Below are 17799 nucleotides of genomic sequence, written 5' to 3' on the forward strand. Positions count from 1 at the left end.
ATGAATGCTGAAGACGCCTTGAAACTTGCTCGCCGGTTTATCGGGTTGCCCCTGGACAAGCGCCGGATGTTCCTGGCGGCGCTGGACAAGGAGGGCGTCGAGTTCAGCGGTTTCCCCATCCCCCAGGGCGTTGAAGTCGAAGATCGCCAAGCCTTGTCCTACGCCCAGCAGCGGATGTGGTTCCTCTGGCAACTGGAGCCCGGCAGCGCGGCCTACAACCTGCCGGGGGCGGTGCGGCTCAAGGGCGCGTTGAGCCTGACGGCGCTGGAGCTGGCCTTCGCCAGCCTCGTCGCGCGTCACGAAACCCTGCGTACGGTGTTCCAGCGGCAGGCGGACGATAGCCTGTTGCAAGTGCCGACCTGCGCGCCGCTGCTGATCGAGCAACAGGATTTCAGTGCCTTGCCGGCCGCCGAGCGCGAACGGGCAGTGGCCGAGGCGGCGCAGCAACAGTCACTGCTGCCCTTCGATCTGGCGGTCGGGCCGCTGCTGCGGGTCAAGCTGCTCACGCTCGACGAGCAGGACCATGTGCTGTTGCTGACCTTGCACCACATCGTCTCCGACGGCTGGTCGATGAACGTGCTGATCGACGAATTCATCCGTTGCTACGACGCCCATGAAGCGGGGCAGTCGCCGCAACTCGCGCCGCTGCCGATCCAGTACAGCGATTACGCCCTGTGGCAGCGCCGCTGGCTCGAAGCGGGCGAGCAGGCGCGGCAACTCGAGTATTGGCAGGCGCAACTGGGCAGCGAGCATCCGGTGCTCGAGCTGCCGACCGATCACTCGCGCCCGGCCATGCCGAGCTATCGCGGCAGCCGTCATGAGTTTGCCATCGATGCCGTTTTGGCGGAGCAACTGCGCAGCACCGCCCAGCAGCATGGCATCACGCTGTTCATGCTGTTGCTCGGCGCGTTCAACGTGCTGTTGCATCGCTACAGCGGCCAGTCCGATATCCGCGTCGGTGTGCCGATCGCCAACCGCAATCGCGATGAAATCGAAGGCCTGATCGGCTTCTTCGTCAACACCCAGGTGCTGCGCACCGAACTCGACGGGCAGACGCGGGTTGCCGATTTGCTGCGCGCAGTCAAAGAGACCGCGCTCGGTGCCCAGGCCCATCAGGACCTGCCATTCGAGCGTCTGGTCGATGCCTTGAAGCTGGAGCGCAGCCTCAGCCATACGCCGCTGTTCCAGGTGATGTACAACCATCAGCCGCACGTAGCCGACCTCACCACGGTCAGCACCGCGTCCGGGCTGGAACTCGGCATGCTCGACTGGCAGGGCCGCACCACCCAGTTCGACCTGACCCTGGACACCTACGAAAAGGCCGGCAAGCTGCATGCCGCGCTGACGTACGCCAACGACCTGTTCGAAGCGCCGACCATCGCGCGCATGGCCCGGCATTGGTTGCGTTTGCTGGCGGCGATGGTCGCCGATCCGTCGCAACGCATCGGCGAATTGCCGCTGCTCGACGCCGATGAGCACAACACCCTGGTGCACGGTGGCAATGCCACGGCCCAACGCTATCCGACCGACCGCTGCATGCATCACCTGATTGAAGCCCAGGTGACGCGCACCCCGGAGGCTCCGGCGTTGTTGTTTGGCGAACAAAGCCTGAGCTACGCGCAACTCGATGCCCGCGCCAACCGCCTGGCCCATTTGCTGCGTGAGCGCGGTGTGCGGCCGGACACGCTGGTGGGGATCTGCGTCGAGCGTTCGGTGGAAATGGTGGTCGGTCTGCTGGCGATTCACAAGGCCGGCGGCGCCTATGTGCCGCTGGACCCGGAGTACCCGCAGGATCGCCTGGCCTACATGATCGAAGACAGCGGCATCGCCTTGCTGCTGACCCAGCGCTCGCTGGCGGCGGAGCTGCCAACCGATGGCGTCAGCGTGATTTTGCTCGATCAGCCGAGCGGCTGGCTCGACGGTTACAGCGAGCGTCGCCCCGAGGTGACGGTTGATCCGTTGAGTCTGGCCTATGTGATCTACACCTCCGGTTCCACTGGCAGACCCAAGGGCGCGGGCAACAGTCACGCGGCACTGGTCAACCGTGTGTGCTGGATGCAGCAGGCGTACGGCCTGGATGACAGCGATGCGGTGTTGCAAAAAACACCGTTCAGCTTCGACGTGTCGGTGTGGGAATTCTTCTGGCCGCTGATGGCTGGTGCGTGTCTGGTGGTGGCTGCGCCGGGTGCGCATCGCGACCCGCTGCAACTGATCGATATCATCAACCGTTACCGCATCAGCACGCTGCACTTCGTGCCGTCGATGCTGCAGGCGTTTATCCATGAACCGGGCGTGCAAACCTGTGAAGGGTTAAGGCGCATCGTCTGCAGCGGCGAAGCCTTGCCGCTGGATGCGCAGAAACAGGTCTTCGCCAAACTGCCGAACGCCAGCCTCTACAACCTGTACGGGCCGACCGAAGCGGCCATCGACGTGACCCACTGGACATGCGTCGACGAAGGTGCCGATTGCGTACCGATCGGTCGGCCGATCGCCAACCTGCGCACCCACGTGCTCGACGCCCAATTGGCGCCGGTGCCGTACGGCGTGCCTGGCGAGTTGTACCTGGGCGGGGCGGGGCTGGCGCGCAGTTATCACCAGCGCCCGGCGCTGACCGCCGAGCGTTTTGTGCCGTGCCCCTTCCATGACGGCGCGCGCCTGTACCGCACCGGCGACCGGGTGCGCCAGCGTGCCGACGGGGTGATCGAATACCTTGGCCGCCTCGACCATCAGGTCAAGCTGCGTGGCCTGCGCATCGAATTGGGCGAAATCGAAACCCGCCTGATGCAGCACCCACTGGTGCGCGAGGCGGTGGTGTTGGTGCAGGACGGCAAGCATCTGGTGGGTTATCTGGTGCTGGAAAACACCCCCCCGCACGAGCAGTGGCAACAGGACGTCAAAGCGTGGCTGCTGGGCAGTCTGCCGGAATACATGGTGCCAACCTACCTGATGCCATTGACCGGATTACCGGTCACCGCCAACGGCAAACTGGACCGCAAGGCCCTGCCGCAACCGGACGCGGCGCCGCAGCAGGCGTTCGTCGCGCCGCAGGATGCGCTGCAGATCGCGCTGGCTGAAATATGGCAGGACGTACTCGGGCTGGAGCGGGTCGGCCTCGAAGACAATTTCTTCGAGCTGGGCGGTGATTCGATCATCTCCATTCAAGTGGTGAGCCGTGCGCGACAGGTCGGTATCGGTATCAATCCGCGTGATCTGTTCCAGTACCAGACCGTGCGCAGCCTGGCCCTGGTCGCCAGCCTCGACCATCACAGTGCGGTGGATCAGGGGCCCATCACCGGAGCTGCCCTCTTGGGGCCGATCCAGCAGCAGTTTTTCTCGCGGCCGATGAACGCCCGTGAGCACTGGAACCAGTCGCTGCTGCTGACCGCTCGCGAGCCCTTGAATGGGCAATGGCTCGATGCTGCGCTGACCTGCGTGATCAATCATCACGATGCCCTGCGCCTGCGCTTTGTGCCGGGCGCGGACGGCTGGCAGCAGAGCCACGGACCGCTGCGGCAAAGCGCTGATCTGTGGCTGCGCGATGCCCAATCCGCCGAGCAACTGAATGCGCTGTGCGACGAGGCGCAGCGCAGCCTCTCCCTGCAAGAAGGGCCGCTGTTGCGCGCCATGCTGGTGAATCTGGCCGACGGCAGTCAGCGGCTGGCGCTGGTCATCCATCACCTGGTGGTAGATGGTGTGTCGTGGCGGGTGTTGCTGGAAGATTTGCAGCAGGCCTACGAACAACTGGCGGCGGGTGGCGGCGTGACCTTGCCGGCCAAGACCAGTGCGTTCCAGAGCTGGACCGCGCGTCTGAACGCCGAAGCGTCGCGCTTCGACGATCAGTTGGCCTATTGGAAAGCCCAGCATCAGGACGCGCTGGACCTGCCGTGCGATCGTCCCCAGGGCAGCCTGGAAAATGCCCACGGCGCGAAGATCGAATGGCGTCTGGATGCCGAACTGACCCGACAATTGCTGCAGCGGGCACCTGCTGCGTATCGCACCCAGGTCAACGATCTGCTGCTGACCGCGCTGGCCCGTACCATCAGTCACTGGAGCGGGCAGCCGGACACGCTGATCGAACTGGAAGGTCATGGCCGTGAAGCGCTGTTCGATGACATCGACCTGACCCGGACGGTGGGTTGGTTCACCAGCCTGTTCGCGGTGAAGCTGACGGCCAGCGACGATCTCGGTGGGTCGATCAAGGCGATCAAGGAACACCTGCGCGGCGTCCCGGACAAAGGCCTGGGTTATGGCGTGCTGCGTTATTTGGCGGCACCTTCGGTGCGCGCCGAACTGGCGGATCTGGCGCCACCGCGCATCACGTTCAACTATCTCGGCCAGTTCGACCGGCAGTTCGATGAGTCGGCGTTGTTCGTGCCCTCCAGCGAAGGCAGTGGCGTTGCCCAGGACACGACGGCACCCCTGGCCAACTGGCTGACCGTGGAAGGTCAGGTCTATGGCGGCGAACTGGCGATGAGCTGGGGTTTCAGCCGTGAGATGTTCGACCACGCGACCGTGCAGCAACTGGTCGATCGATACGCCATGGAGCTCAAGGCGCTGATCGAACATTGCGCCAACCTGGTCACGCCGCAAGCCACACCGTCGGATTTCCCGATGGCGTCTGTCACTCAGGCGCAACTCGACGAGCTACCGGTGCCGGCCGGCCAGCTTGACGATCTCTATCCACTGTCGCCGATGCAACAGGGGCTGTTGTTCCACACCCTCTACGAGCAGGCCGCCGGTGAGTACGTCAACCAGTTGCGGGTGGACGTACAAGGCCTGGACACCGAGCGTTTCCGCGCCGCTTGGCAAGCCACCGTCGATGCGCAGGACATCCTGCGCAGCGGCTTCGTCTGGCAGGGGCAATTGCAGCAGCCGCTGCAGATCGTCCACAAGAAGGTGCAATTGCCATTCATGGTACTGGACTGGCGCGAGCGTAGCGACCTGTCGCAGGCCCTTGCCGCGCTGGCCGATAGCGAGCGCGCGCAAGGTTTCGATCTGAGCCAGGCGCCGCTGTTGCGCCTGGTGCTGGTGCAGACCGGCGCCGGGCAATGGCATTTGATCTACACCTATCACCACATCTTGATGGACGGCTGGAGCAATTCGCAGCTGCTCGGTGAGGTGATGCAACGCTACAGCGGTCGCACGTCGGCCAGCGCCGTCGGGCGCTATCGCGATTACATCGCCTGGCTGCAACGTCAGGACGGGCAATTGAGCGAGGCGTTCTGGAGCGCTCAACTGGCGACTTTGCAGGAGCCAACCCGCTTGGCGCGAGTGATGTCCGCCAGCGAAATCCACAGCGGTCATGGCGATCACTTCCAGACCCTGGACGTCCCGCGCACCCAGGCCCTGGAACAGTTTGCCCGCCAGCAGAAAGTCACCCTCAATACCCTGGTGCAAGCGGCGTGGCTGTTGTTGCTGCAACGCTATACCGGTCACGACTGTGTGGCCTTTGGTGCCACTGTGGCCGGGCGTCCGGCGGACTTGCCGGGCATCGAGCAACAGGTCGGCCTGTTCATCAACACGTTGCCGGTGATCGCCGCGCCGCGCCCGGATCAGTCGGTCGGCGCCTGGCTGCAAGCGGTGCAGGCGCAGAACCTCAGCCTGCGGGATTTCGAGCACACGCCGTTGGCCGACATCCAGCGCTGGGCCGGGCAGGGCGGCGAAGCGCTGTTCGACAACATCCTGGTGTTCGAAAACTACCCCATCGCCCAGGCCCTGCAAGAAGGCGCCGGGCAGGGCGTGGTGTTCGGTGAGGTCACTCACCAGGAGCAAACCCATTACCCGTTGAGTGTTGCGGTGACCATTGGCCAGAGCCTGGCGCTGCACTACAGCTTCGACCGGGCGCATTTCAGCCCGGCGGCCATCGCCGGCATCAGCGAGCACCTGTTGCAACTGCTGGAACGCTTCGCCGAATCGGCGCTGCGCAACCTGGGGGAAATCGCCTTGGCCGGCGCCGAGGAGCAGGCTCGGCAACAGGCGGCCAACCATCCGCAGCCATACCCGACCGACATTGCCGTACACCAGCGCTTCGCCCATCTGGCAGCGCTAAACCCACACAGCACGGCGGTGATCTTTGACGGTCAGCGTTTCAGTTATGGCGACATCGAGCGGCGGGCGAACCAATTGGCCCACGCACTGATGGCCCATGGTGTGGGCCCGGAAACCCGGGTCGGCGTGGCCTTGCCGCGCAGCGAAGGGGTGATTGTCGCGCTGCTGGCGGTGCTCAAGGCGGGCGGTGCTTATGTGCCGCTGGACACCGGCTATCCCCGTGAACGCCTGGCGTACCTGATCGAGGATTCAGGGTTGGCGTTGTTGCTCACCGACTCCCGGGTGTCGGCGCAGTTGCCGTTGGAAGGCGCCGCCCAGGTGCTGGAGCTCGATCGCCTGGACCTGAGCCTGCAACCGCTGAGCGCACCGTCCGTCCAGATCGACCCGCAAAACCTCGCCTATGTGATCTACACCTCCGGTTCCACCGGAAATCCCAAGGGTGTGAGTGTGGCCCATGGTCCGCTGGCGATGCACTGCCAGGCCATCGGCGAGCGCTATGAAATGCACAGCAGCGATTGCGAATTCCATTTCATGTCCTTCGCTTTCGACGGTGCCCATGAGCGCTGGCTCACCAGCCTGACCCACGGTGCCTCCTTGCTGATTCGCGATGACAGCCTGTGGACCCCGGAACAAACCTACAACGCCCTGCGCGAGCACGCTGTGACGGTGGTGGCGTTCCCGCCGGTGTACCTGCAACAACTGGCCGAACACGCCGAGCGCGAAGGCAACCCGCCGAAGGTGCGGATCTATTGCTTTGGTGGCGATGCGGTGGCCAACGCCAGTTTCGAACGGGTCAAGCGCGCCCTGAATCCAGATTTCATCATCAACGGCTACGGCCCGACCGAAACCGTGGTCACGCCGCTGATCTGGAAAGCGGGTCGTGATGAGGTGTGCGGCGCCGCGTATGCGCCCATCGGCAGCCGCATCGGCGACCGCAGCGCTTACGTGCTGGACGCCGACCTGAACCTGCTGCCCCAAGGCATGGCCGGTGAGCTGTACCTGGGCGGCAGCGGTCTGGCTCGTGGTTACCTCAACCGTCCAGGCTTGACGGCCGAGCGGTTTATCGCCGACCCGTTCAGTGCTGGTGGTGGCTTGCTGTACCGCACCGGCGACCTGGTGCGCCAGCGCGCCGACGGCACGTTCGATTACCTGGACCGCATCGACAACCAGGTGAAGATTCGTGGTTTCCGTATCGAACTGGGAGAGGTCGAAGCCAGCCTGCAAGCCCTCGAGGGCGTGCGTGAAGCGGTGGTGGTCGCCCAGGAAGGCAGCGCCGGCAGCGGCAAGCGTCTGGTGGCTTATGTGGTGGCCGATGAATCAATGGCCCCGCGTGCCGATTTCACCGAGCACCTGCGCGATCAACTCAAGGCTACCCTGCCGGCGCACATGGTCCCGGCCTATCTGCTGCTGCTCGAACGCCTGCCACTGACCCCCAACGGCAAGCTCGACCGCAAGAACCTGCCCAAGCCTGACGTCAGTCAATTGCAGCAACGCTACGTGGCACCGCGCAGCACCCTGGAGCAGCAACTGGCGTCCATCTGGCAGGACGTGCTCAAGCTCGGCCAAGTCGGCCTGCGGGATAACTTCTTCGAACTGGGGGGCGATTCCATCGTCTCGATCCAGGTGGTCAGCCGCGCCCGTCAGGCCGGTATTCACTTCACCCCCAAAGACTTGTTCCAGCACCAGACCATCGAAGCGTTGGCGGTGGTGGCGCGTTCGGGTGAAACCACGCACGTCATCGATCAAGGGCCGGTGAGCGGTACGCTGACCCTGTTGCCGGTGCAACGGCTGTTCTTCGGGCAGGCGATCCCTGAGCGTCAGCACTGGAACCAGGCGGTGATGCTCAAACCCACGCATGCTCTGGATGCCCGCGTGCTGGCGCAAGCCTTGAGCGCGCTGGTGGTGCATCACGATGGCCTGCGCTTGAGCTTCAGCGAACGCAGCGAGGGCTGGCAGGCCACTTACCGGTCCCCGACCAGCCACTGCGCAGAGCTGCTTTGGGCGGTGGACGTGCCTGACGCCCAGGCGCTGGAAAACATTGCCAACCGCGCGCAACGCAGCCTGGACCTGCAAGACGGGCCGCTGCTGCGGGCGGTGCTGGCGACGTTGGCCGATGGCAGTCAGCGGCTGTTGCTGGTGATCCATCACCTGGTGGTGGATGGCGTGTCGTGGCGGATTCTGTTCGACGATCTGCAAAGCGCCTACCGGCAACTGGCCGACGGCGGGATGCTGCAGTTGCCGGCGAAAACCACCTCGGCACAGGTCTGGGCCGAACGTTTGCAAGGTTATGCCCGCAGCGCGTCGTTGCAGGAAGAACTGGCCTACTGGCAGACCCGGCTGGAGGGTGTCGATGGGCGGTTGCCGATGGACAATCCCCAGGGCGGCCAGCACAACCACCTCGCGCTGACGGTACGCACCCGGCTCGATGCTCCATTGACTCGCCAATTGCTGCAAGACGCGCCCAAGGCCTATCGCACCCAGGTCAATGATCTGCTGCTCACCGCTTTGGCCCGGGTCATTGTGCGCTGGACCGGCACCGACAGCGCGTTGATCCAGCTCGAAGGCCATGGCCGCGAAGCGTTGTTCGATGACGTGGACCTGACCCGCACCGTTGGTTGGTTCACCAGCCTGTACCCGGCCAGACTGACGCCGTCGATGGACCTGGGGAGCTCTCTCAAGCAGATCAAGGAGCAGTTGCGCTCGATCCCCAACAAAGGCCTGGGTTTCGGTGCCTTGGCTCATCTGGCGGATAACCCGACGCAGGCGATCCTTGCCCGGCTGCCGGTACCGCAGCTGACCTTCAATTACCTGGGGCAGTTCGATGCCAGCTTCAGCGAAGCGCAAGGTGCCTTGTTCGTGCCGGCCAGCGAAGGCGCCGGCGATGAATTGAACGCCCAGGCTCCGCTGTCCAACGTCCTGGCGCTGAACGGCCAAGTGTTTGGCGGCGAACTGAACCTGGGCTGGACCTTCAGCCGCGAGCAGTTCAACGAAGCCACCGTCCAGACCCTGGCCGACGATTACGCCCGCGAGCTGCAAGGCTTGATCGAACATTGCTGCCACGGCGAGCATGGCGGCGTGACGCCGTCGGACTTCCCCCTGGCCCGCCTGAACCAGCAGCAACTCGATGATTTGCCGGTGGCGACGGCGCAGATCGCTGACCTGTATCCACTGTCGCCGATGCAACAAGGGATGCTGTTCCATAGCGTCTACGGCGACGCCACGGGCGACTACATCAACCAATTGCGCCTGGACGTTGAAGGCCTGGAGCCGCAACGTTTCCGTCAAGCCTGGCAGGCGGCGGTGGACGCCCATGACATCCTGCGCACACGGTTTGTCTGGCAGGGTGACCTGCCAGATCCGGTGCAGATCGTCAGCAAGCAATTGGACTTGCCTTACCGCTTGCATGATTTGCGGGGCGATGCGCAGCCCGATGAAACCTTGCAGGCCCTGGCCGAAGCCGAGCGTCGGCAGCTGGACCTGAGCGCGCCGGCCCTGTTGCGGCTGCTGATCGTGCGGCTCGATGAGCAGCGCTATCAGTTGATCTACACCCATCATCACATCCTGATGGACGGCTGGAGCAATTCCCAGTTGCTGGGGGAAGTGTTGCAGCGCTACAGCGGCCAGAGCGTCTCGGTTCACGGCAGTCGTTACCGCGACTACATCGCCTGGCTGCAACGCCAGGATGGTGCCGCCAGCGAAGCGTTCTGGAAGCCCGCGCTGCAACGTTTGGAGGCCCCGACGCGGCTGGCCGACGCCGTTGCGCAGTCCGGGGAGGCCGACACGGGCTACGGCGATCACGTGCAGGTCCTGGACGAGACGCTGACCCGCCGTCTGGAAGCTTTCGCCCGTGCCTCGAAAGTCACCGTCAACACGCTGGTGCAGGCCGCGTGGCTGCTGCTGTTGCAGCGTTACACCGGCAAAGACACCGTGGCCTTCGGCGCGACGGTGGCCGGTCGTCCGGCGGACTTGCCCGGTATCGAGCAGCAGATCGGCCTGTTCATCAACACCCTGCCGGTGATCGCCAGCCCTCGGGCCGAGCAGTCCCTGGACAGTTGGCTGCAAGCGGTACAAGCACAGAACCTGGCGCTGCGCGAGTTCGAGCACACCGCGTTGCTGGATATCCAGCGCTGGGCCGGGCAGGGCGGTGAAGCGCTGTTCGACAGTTTGCTGGTGTTCGAGAACTACCCGATTGCCCAGGCCCTGGAGCAAGGCGCGCCGGATGGCCTGCGCTTTGGTCCGGCGGCCACCCAAGAGCAGACCAACTACCCGTTGACGCTGTTGGTGGGCCTGGATCGGCAGTTGTCGGTGCACATGAGCTACCAGCGGGCCAGTTTCGAACCCGCCACAGTGACGCGATTGGCGACCCATCTGGCCCAGTTGTTGGGCCAGATGACCGCTCATGGCGAGCGCTGTCTGGGTGAACTGTCGATGCTGGAGTTCGATGAGCATCAGCGCCTGACCCACGATTGGAACCCGGTTGATGCGCCCTTCGAACAAGCGCTGTGCATTCACCAGATGATTGCTCGCCAGGCCGAGGCCACACCGGATGCCCTGGCGGTGACCTTCGCCAATACCCGACTGAGCTACAGCGAAGTCGATGGCCGCGCCAATCGCCTGGCTCACCAGCTCATCGAAATGGGCGTGGGCCCGGAAGTGCGTGTGGGCGTGGCGATGCCGCGCTCCGAGCACATGCTGATTGCCCTGCTGGCGGTGCTCAAGGCCGGTGGCGCCTACGTGCCGCTGGACCCGGATTACCCGGCCGAGCGCGTGGCCTACATGCTCGACGACAGCCGCGCGCGGGTATTGCTGACTGAACAATCGGTGGCGGCAACGCTGAGCGTACCGGCCGAAACCGCCGTGCTCATGCTGGATCAGCTCGACCTGGCGCACTACCCATTGAGCGCACCCCACACAACCGTGACGCCCGACAACCTCGCCTACGTGATCTACACCTCCGGCTCCACCGGCCAGCCCAAGGGCGTGGCGATTGCCCATCGCAACGTGCTGGCGCTGATCGACTGGTCCAGATCGGTCTACAGTCGCGATGACATTCAGGGCGTGCTCGCTTCGACCTCGGTGTGCTTCGACTTGTCGGTGTGGGAGCTGTTCGTGACCCTGGCCAACGGCGGTTCGCTGATCATCGCCCGCAACGCCCTGGAGCTGCCGCAACTGCCGGCCCGCGATCAAGTACGGCTGATCAACAGCGTGCCCTCGGCCATCGCCGCGTTGCAGCGCAGCGGCGAGATTCCGGCCAGCGTGCGCATCATCAACCTGGCCGGGGAACCGCTGAAGCAAAGCCTGGTGGACTCTCTGTACTGTGAGAGCGGCATTGAGCACGTCTACGACCTTTACGGGCCCTCGGAAGACACCACTTATTCCACCTGGACCCGCCGCACTGCCGGCGGCACGGCGAACATCGGCCGGCCCGTCAAGCACACCGCCAGTTACCTGCTCGACGCCGACCTGCAAGCGGTGCCCCAGGGTGTGTCGGCCGAGCTGTACCTGAGCGGCGCGGGCATCACCCGTGGCTACCTCGGCCGTGCCGCGATGACGGCCGAGAAGTACGTGCCCAGCCCGTTTTCCACAAACGGCGAACGTCTGTACCGCACGGGTGACCTGAGCCGTTATCGCGCCGATGGCGTGCTCGAGTATCAGGGCCGCATCGACCATCAGGTGAAGATCCGCGGCTTCCGCATCGAGTTGGGAGAAATCGAAGCACGGCTGCTGCAACAGCCCCAGGTGCGTGAAGTGGCGGTGCTGGCCCAGGACGTGTCGGGCGGCCAGCAACTGGTGGCCTACGTGGTCGCTCCGTCCCTGAATCTGGATGACACCGAGGAGCAACGCGCACTGCGCGATGAACTCAAGGCCAGGCTCAAGGACCACCTGCCCGACTACATGATCCCGACCCATCTGCTGTTCCTCGATCACTTGCCGCTGACCCCCAACGGCAAGCTCGACCGCAAGGCCCTGCCGGCTGTGGACACTGGCTGGTTGCAGGCCGGTTATGTCGCTCCGGTCACTGAGCTTGAGCAGCAGGTCGCGGCGATCTGGGCACAGGTGCTCACGGTGCAGCGCGTGGGCCTGAACGATCACTTTTTCGAGCTGGGCGGCCATTCGCTGCTGGCGGTCAATGCCGTCTCGCGCATGGCGCTCGAACTGGGGTTGACCCTGACCCCGCAACTGATTTTTCAGCACCCCGTGCTGAGGGATTTTGTCGCGCAACTGGACACCGGGGATGCGCCAATCAATGAACGGAAACTCAGCAAGCTGCAAGCCCTGCTTGATGAAATGGAGGAAGTCTGATGGACAAGAGTGTTGCTTTGACGATTGCCAAGCGCTTTATCACTCTGCCGCTGGACAAACGTAAGCTGTACCTGGAGAAAATGCTCGAAGAGGGCGTCTCGCCGGCCAATCTGCCGATTCCCCAGGTCCGTCTCGGGTTCGAACACATCCCGCTCTCCTACGCCCAGGAACGTCAATGGTTCCTCTGGCAAATGGATCCCCACAGCTCGGCTTACCACATCCCCAGTGCCCTGCGCCTCAAAGGGCAGTTGGACGTGCCGGCCCTGGAGCGCAGTTTCAACGCACTGCTCGAGCGCCACGAAAGCTTGCGCACCACCTTCGGCGAGAACGGCGAGCAAACCGTGCAGGTTATCCACCAGCATATGTCCCTGGGCATCGCCGTGCAGGCCTTGCCCGCCGCTCCGTCGGCCAGCGAGGACGACGCCATCAAGGCGTTCGTCGAGGCTGAAACCGCACGCCCGTTCGATTTGCGCCAGGGGCCGTTGCTGCGGGTTTCGCTGTTGAAAATCGCCGAGGACGACCACGTGCTGGCGCTGATCCAGCACCACATCATTGCCGATGGCTGGTCGATGCAGGTGCTGGTGGATGAGTTGGTGCGTCACTACGCGGCCGACACCGCCGGCCAGCCGTTGGCGTTGCCAGCGCTGAGCGTGCAATACGCCGACTATGCGATCTGGCAGCGTCACTGGCTCGAGGCCGGTGAGCGTGAGCGGCAGTTGGCCTATTGGGTGCAGACCCTGGGCGACGAACAACCGGTATTGGAGTTGCCCCTCGATCATCCGCGCCCGCCCGTGCAGAGTTTTCGCGGTGCGCGCCTGGACCTGAACCTGCCGCCGGAACTGGGCGCGGCGCTCAAACAGTTGGCCCAGCGCGAAGGCGCCAGTCTGTTCATGGTCTTGCTGGCCTCGTTCCAGGCCTTGCTGCATCGCTACAGCGGCCAGCCGCAGATCCGCGTCGGCGTGCCGGTGGCTAACCGCAATCGGGTCGAGACCGAGGGCCTGATCGGCTTTTTCGTCAACACTCAGGTGCTCAACGCCCACGTGGATGGACAACTGCCGTTCGACCGTTTGCTCGCGCAGGTCAAGCAGTCGGCCATGGCGGCCCAGGCTCATCAGGACTTGCCGTTCGAGCAGTTGATCGAGGCCCTGCAACCTGAGCGCAGCCTCAGCCACAGTCCGATCTTCCAGGTCATGTTCAACCACCAGACCGCCAGCGACACCCAGGATCGGCAACTGCAACTGCCGCACTTGAGCGTCGAAGACCTGGTGTGGGAAGGGCGCACCGCTCAGTTCGATCTGACCCTGGGCACTTATGAAACCGGGCAGGGTGTCGCGGCGGAGCTGACTTATGCCACCGACCTGTTCGAACCCCACACCATCGAACGCCTGGCCCGCCACTGGCAGAACCTGTTGCAGGGCATCGTCGATGCGCCGCAGCAGCGCATCGGTGAGTTGCCGCTGCTCGACACCGCCCAGCAGCGCCGCACACAGCAAGACTGGCACCGCGTGGTCGACCATGGCAGCGACGCCCTGTGCGTGCACCAGCGCATCGCCGAACAGGCGCGGATAACGCCTGATGCACTGGCGCTGAGCATTGATGGACAGACCTTGAGCTACGGGCAACTGGAGGCCCGCGCCAACCAACTCGCCCAGCGCTTGATCGGCCTGGGCGTGACGCCGGACCAGCCGGTGGGCATCGCGGTGCAGCGCAGCGCCGAGATGCTTGTCGGCCTGCTGGCGATTCTCAAGGCCGGCGGCGCTTATGTGCCGCTGGACCCGGCGTACCCCGAGGACCGCCTGGCCTACATGATCCAGGACAGCGGCATCGAGTTGCTGCTGACCCAGGCCCGCTTGCAGGCTCAACTGCCGATCCCGGCGACCCTGCGCACCCTGTTGCTGGACCAGCCGGACGCCGCGTGGCAGGCCGCACCGTCCACATGCCCGGCGGTGCCATTGACCACCGAGCACCTGGCCTACGTCATCTACACCTCCGGTTCCACCGGTAAACCCAAGGGCGTCATGGTCCGCCATGGCGCGCTGAGCAACTTCGTCACCAGCATGATCGCCCGGCCAGGCATCACGGCCAGCGATCGCATGCTGTCGCTGACGACGTTTTCCTTCGACATTTTTGGCCTGGAAATCTACGGGCCGTTGTCGGCCGGGGCCAGCGTGGTGCTGACCGGCCAGGACGTGCATCAGGATCCACAAGCGGTGCTGGCGCTGATCGAGCGTCACGATGTGAGCGTGCTGCAAGCCACACCTTCGAGCTGGCGCATGTTGCTGGATCATGAGCACTCGGCGGTGCTGGCCGGTCGCACGTTCCTCTGCGGCGGCGAGGCGTTGCCCCTGGAGTTGGCGCAACGACTGCTGGCGCTTTCGCCGAAGGTCTGGAATCTCTATGGCCCGACCGAAACCACGATCTGGTCGGCGGTGCATCCGCTGAGTCTGGAAAACAGCCGTCCGTTCCTGGGCAAGCCGCTGGACAACACCGCCCTGTACATCGTAGGCAGTGACCTGACGCTCAACCCTCCGGGCGCCCCGGGTGAGTTGCTGATCGGCGGCGACGGGCTGGCCCGCGGCTACTTTCAACGTCCGGCGTTGACCGCCGAACGGTTTGTGCCGGACCCGTTCTCCACCTGTGGCGAGCGGCTGTACCGCACCGGCGACCTGACCCGTTATCGGGCCGAAGGCGTGGTCGAGTACATCGGACGCATCGACCATCAGGTCAAGATTCGCGGCTTGCGTATCGAGCTGGGTGAAATCGAAGCCGCATTGCTGGCCCAGGACACTGTGCGGGAAACCGTGGTGGTGGCCCATGAGGCCCCGACCGGTGCGCAACTGGTGGGTTACGTGGTGCCCGCGATCGGTGAAGCAGCGGACGAGGCTTCGTTACGCGCTTCGCTCAAGGCCGCGCTCAAGGCGCAATTGCCCGAGTACATGGTTCCGGCGCACCTGGTGTTCCTGGCACAACTGCCGCTGACGCCCAATGGCAAGGTCGATCGCAAGGCGTTGCCGGCGCCCGATGTGGGCGATGTGCAGCGGCTTTTCGTGGCGCCCCGCAGTCAGCGTGAGCAACAGGTGGCGGCGATCTGGCAGGAGGTGCTCAAGCTTGAGCGGGTAGGGCTGGAGGACAACTTCTTCGAATTGGGCGGGCACTCGCTGCTGGTCACCCAGGTGGTGTCTCGGGTCCGTCGAACGTTGGCTATCGAAGTGCCGCTGCGCAGCCTGTTCGAACACAGCACATTGCAGGACTTCGTCAATGCTCTCGACGCCGGCCAAGGCGAGCAGGCGCCTGCGATGGTGCCGGTGTCGCGTGACGCACCGCTGCCGCTGTCGTTTGCCCAGGAACGCCAGTGGTTCCTGTGGAAAATGGACCCCGACAGCGCCGCCTACAATATTCCGACCGCGCTGCGGATGCGCGGTGCGCTGGACAAAATCGCCCTGCGCCAGAGTTTTGAAGCGCTGCTGCAACGTCACGAAAGCCTGCGCACGGAGTTCGTGGAGGACGATGGCCGCACCTGCCAGGTGATTCGCCCACAGGGGCAGGTCCACTTCGTCGAGCAACGCCTGGCAGTGGCTGACGAGGCCAGTATTCAGGCGTTCCTCGAGCAGCAGACGCAACGCCCGTTCGATCTGCTGAGCGAGGCGCTGTTGCGCGTGGCGCTGCTTGAGTTGAGCGAGCAGGAGCACATTCTGGTCCTGACCGTGCATCACATCGTTGCCGACGCCTGGTCGTTGCAGGTGATGGTCGACGACCTGATGAGTCTGTATTCGGCGTTCATTCAGGAACAGCCTGCGCAGTTGCCGCCTCTGGCGGTGCAATACGCCGACTATGCCGTCTGGCAGCGACAATGGATGGCCGCCGGCGAACGGGAGCGACAACTGGCCTACTGGACCGGGCAACTGGGCAGCGAGCAACCGCTGTTGGAGCTGCCCACGGACCATCCGCGCCCGGCGCAGCAAAGCCTGCGCGGCGCGCGTTTGCCGATTGTGCTGGATCGCTCGCTGAGCGACGCCCTCAAAGCCCTGGCCCGACGGGAAAACGTCACGCTGTTCGTGCTGTTGCTCGGTTCTTTCCAGGCGCTGCTACATCGCTACAGCGGTCAGGCCGACATCCGCGTCGGGGTGCCGATTGCCAACCGTCATCGCCTGGAAACCGAGCGGTTGATCGGTTTCTTCGTCAATACCCAGGTGCTGCGGGCCGAATTCCACCGTGATCTGACCGGTGCGGATTTGCTGCAACAACTCAAGCAGACAGCCATGGCGGCGCAGATGCATCAGGACCTGCCGTTCGAGCAATTGGTCGATGCCTTGCAACCGCAGCGCAACCTGAGCCACAGCCCGTTGTTCCAGGCCATGTTCAACCACCGCAACGAAACCGGTGCGGCACTGGCCAATGCCTTGCCAGGCCTGGCGGTCGAACCGCTTGGCTGGGAACAGCGCACCGCACAATTCGACCTGAGCCTGGATACCAGCGATAGCCCGCAAGGCCTGCACGCCGCCCTGACCTACGCCACGGATCTGTTCGAGCCGGCCACCATCGAGCGCATGGGCCGGCACTGGCTCAACCTGTTGCAAGGCCTGGTGCAGGACCTGCATCGGCCCGTTGCGCAGTGGGCGCTACTGGACGCTGACGAACGGCGGCGGATGCTGCTCGACTGGAACGCGACGACGGCGCAATACCCCCTCGATCGCAGTGTGCATGGGTTGATCGAAGAGCAGGTGCGGCGAACCCCGGACGCCCCGGCGCTGGTTTTCGGCGAGCAACGCCTGACGTATGCCCAGCTCAACGCCCGGGCCAATCGCCTGGCTCACCGGCTGATCGAGCAGGGTGTCGGTCCGGATGTGCTGGTGGGCATTGCCGTGGAACGTTCCGTGGAAATGGTGCTGGGGCTGTTGGCGATTCTCAAGGCCGGCGGTGCCTACGTGCCGCTGGACCCGGAATATCCGCAGGAGCGCCTGGCCTATATGTTCGAAGACAGCGGTATCGGTTTGCTGCTGACCCAAAGCCACTTGCTCGAACAATTGCCGATCCCGCCGGGGCTGCGCAGCCTGGTGCTGGATCTGCCCGATGACGGGCTGCAAGCAGGCCGCGACGCCAATCCGCACGTCAGACTCGACGGCGAAAACCTGGCGTATGTGATCTACACCTCGGGTTCCACCGGCAAGCCCAAGGGCGCGGGTAACCGTCATTCGGCGTTGGTCAACCGGCTGTGCTGGATGCAGGACGCGTATCGGCTGGACGCGGACGACAGCGTGCTGCAAAAAACGCCGTTCAGTTTCGACGTGTCGGTCTGGGAGTTTTTCTGGCCGCTGCTGACCGGCTCGACGCTGGTGGTGGCCGCGCCGGGCGCTCATCGCGACCCGACGCAACTGATCGAACTGATCACCGCGCAGCGCATCACCACGCTGCACTTCGTGCCGTCGATGTTGCAGGCTTTCCTGCAAG

At 64.3% G+C, this 17799-nt stretch carries 2 protein-coding genes (1 of these 2 running past the window's edge); both read left to right on the plus strand.

What is annotated here, in order from left to right:
- Positions 1-12351, plus strand: coding sequence for a non-ribosomal peptide synthetase (locus MKS85_RS20840; RefSeq protein ID WP_188251388.1), 12351 nt, complete (start codon positions 1-3; stop codon positions 12349-12351).
- Positions 12351-17799 carry the 5' end (the start) of a non-ribosomal peptide synthase/polyketide synthase gene (locus tag MKS85_RS20845; RefSeq protein ID WP_310663120.1) on the plus strand. The gene runs 8081 nt beyond the window's last position, so the window shows 5449 of its 13530 coding nt (coding positions 1-5449); it begins with the start codon at positions 12351-12353; its stop codon lies beyond the right edge, outside the window. The genes MKS85_RS20840 and MKS85_RS20845 overlap by 1 nt, the downstream gene beginning before the upstream one ends.

This window comes from Pseudomonas sp. JL2 (genome assembly GCF_031570495.1).
GTDB lineage: Bacteria > Pseudomonadota > Gammaproteobacteria > Pseudomonadales > Pseudomonadaceae > Aquipseudomonas > Aquipseudomonas rhizophila.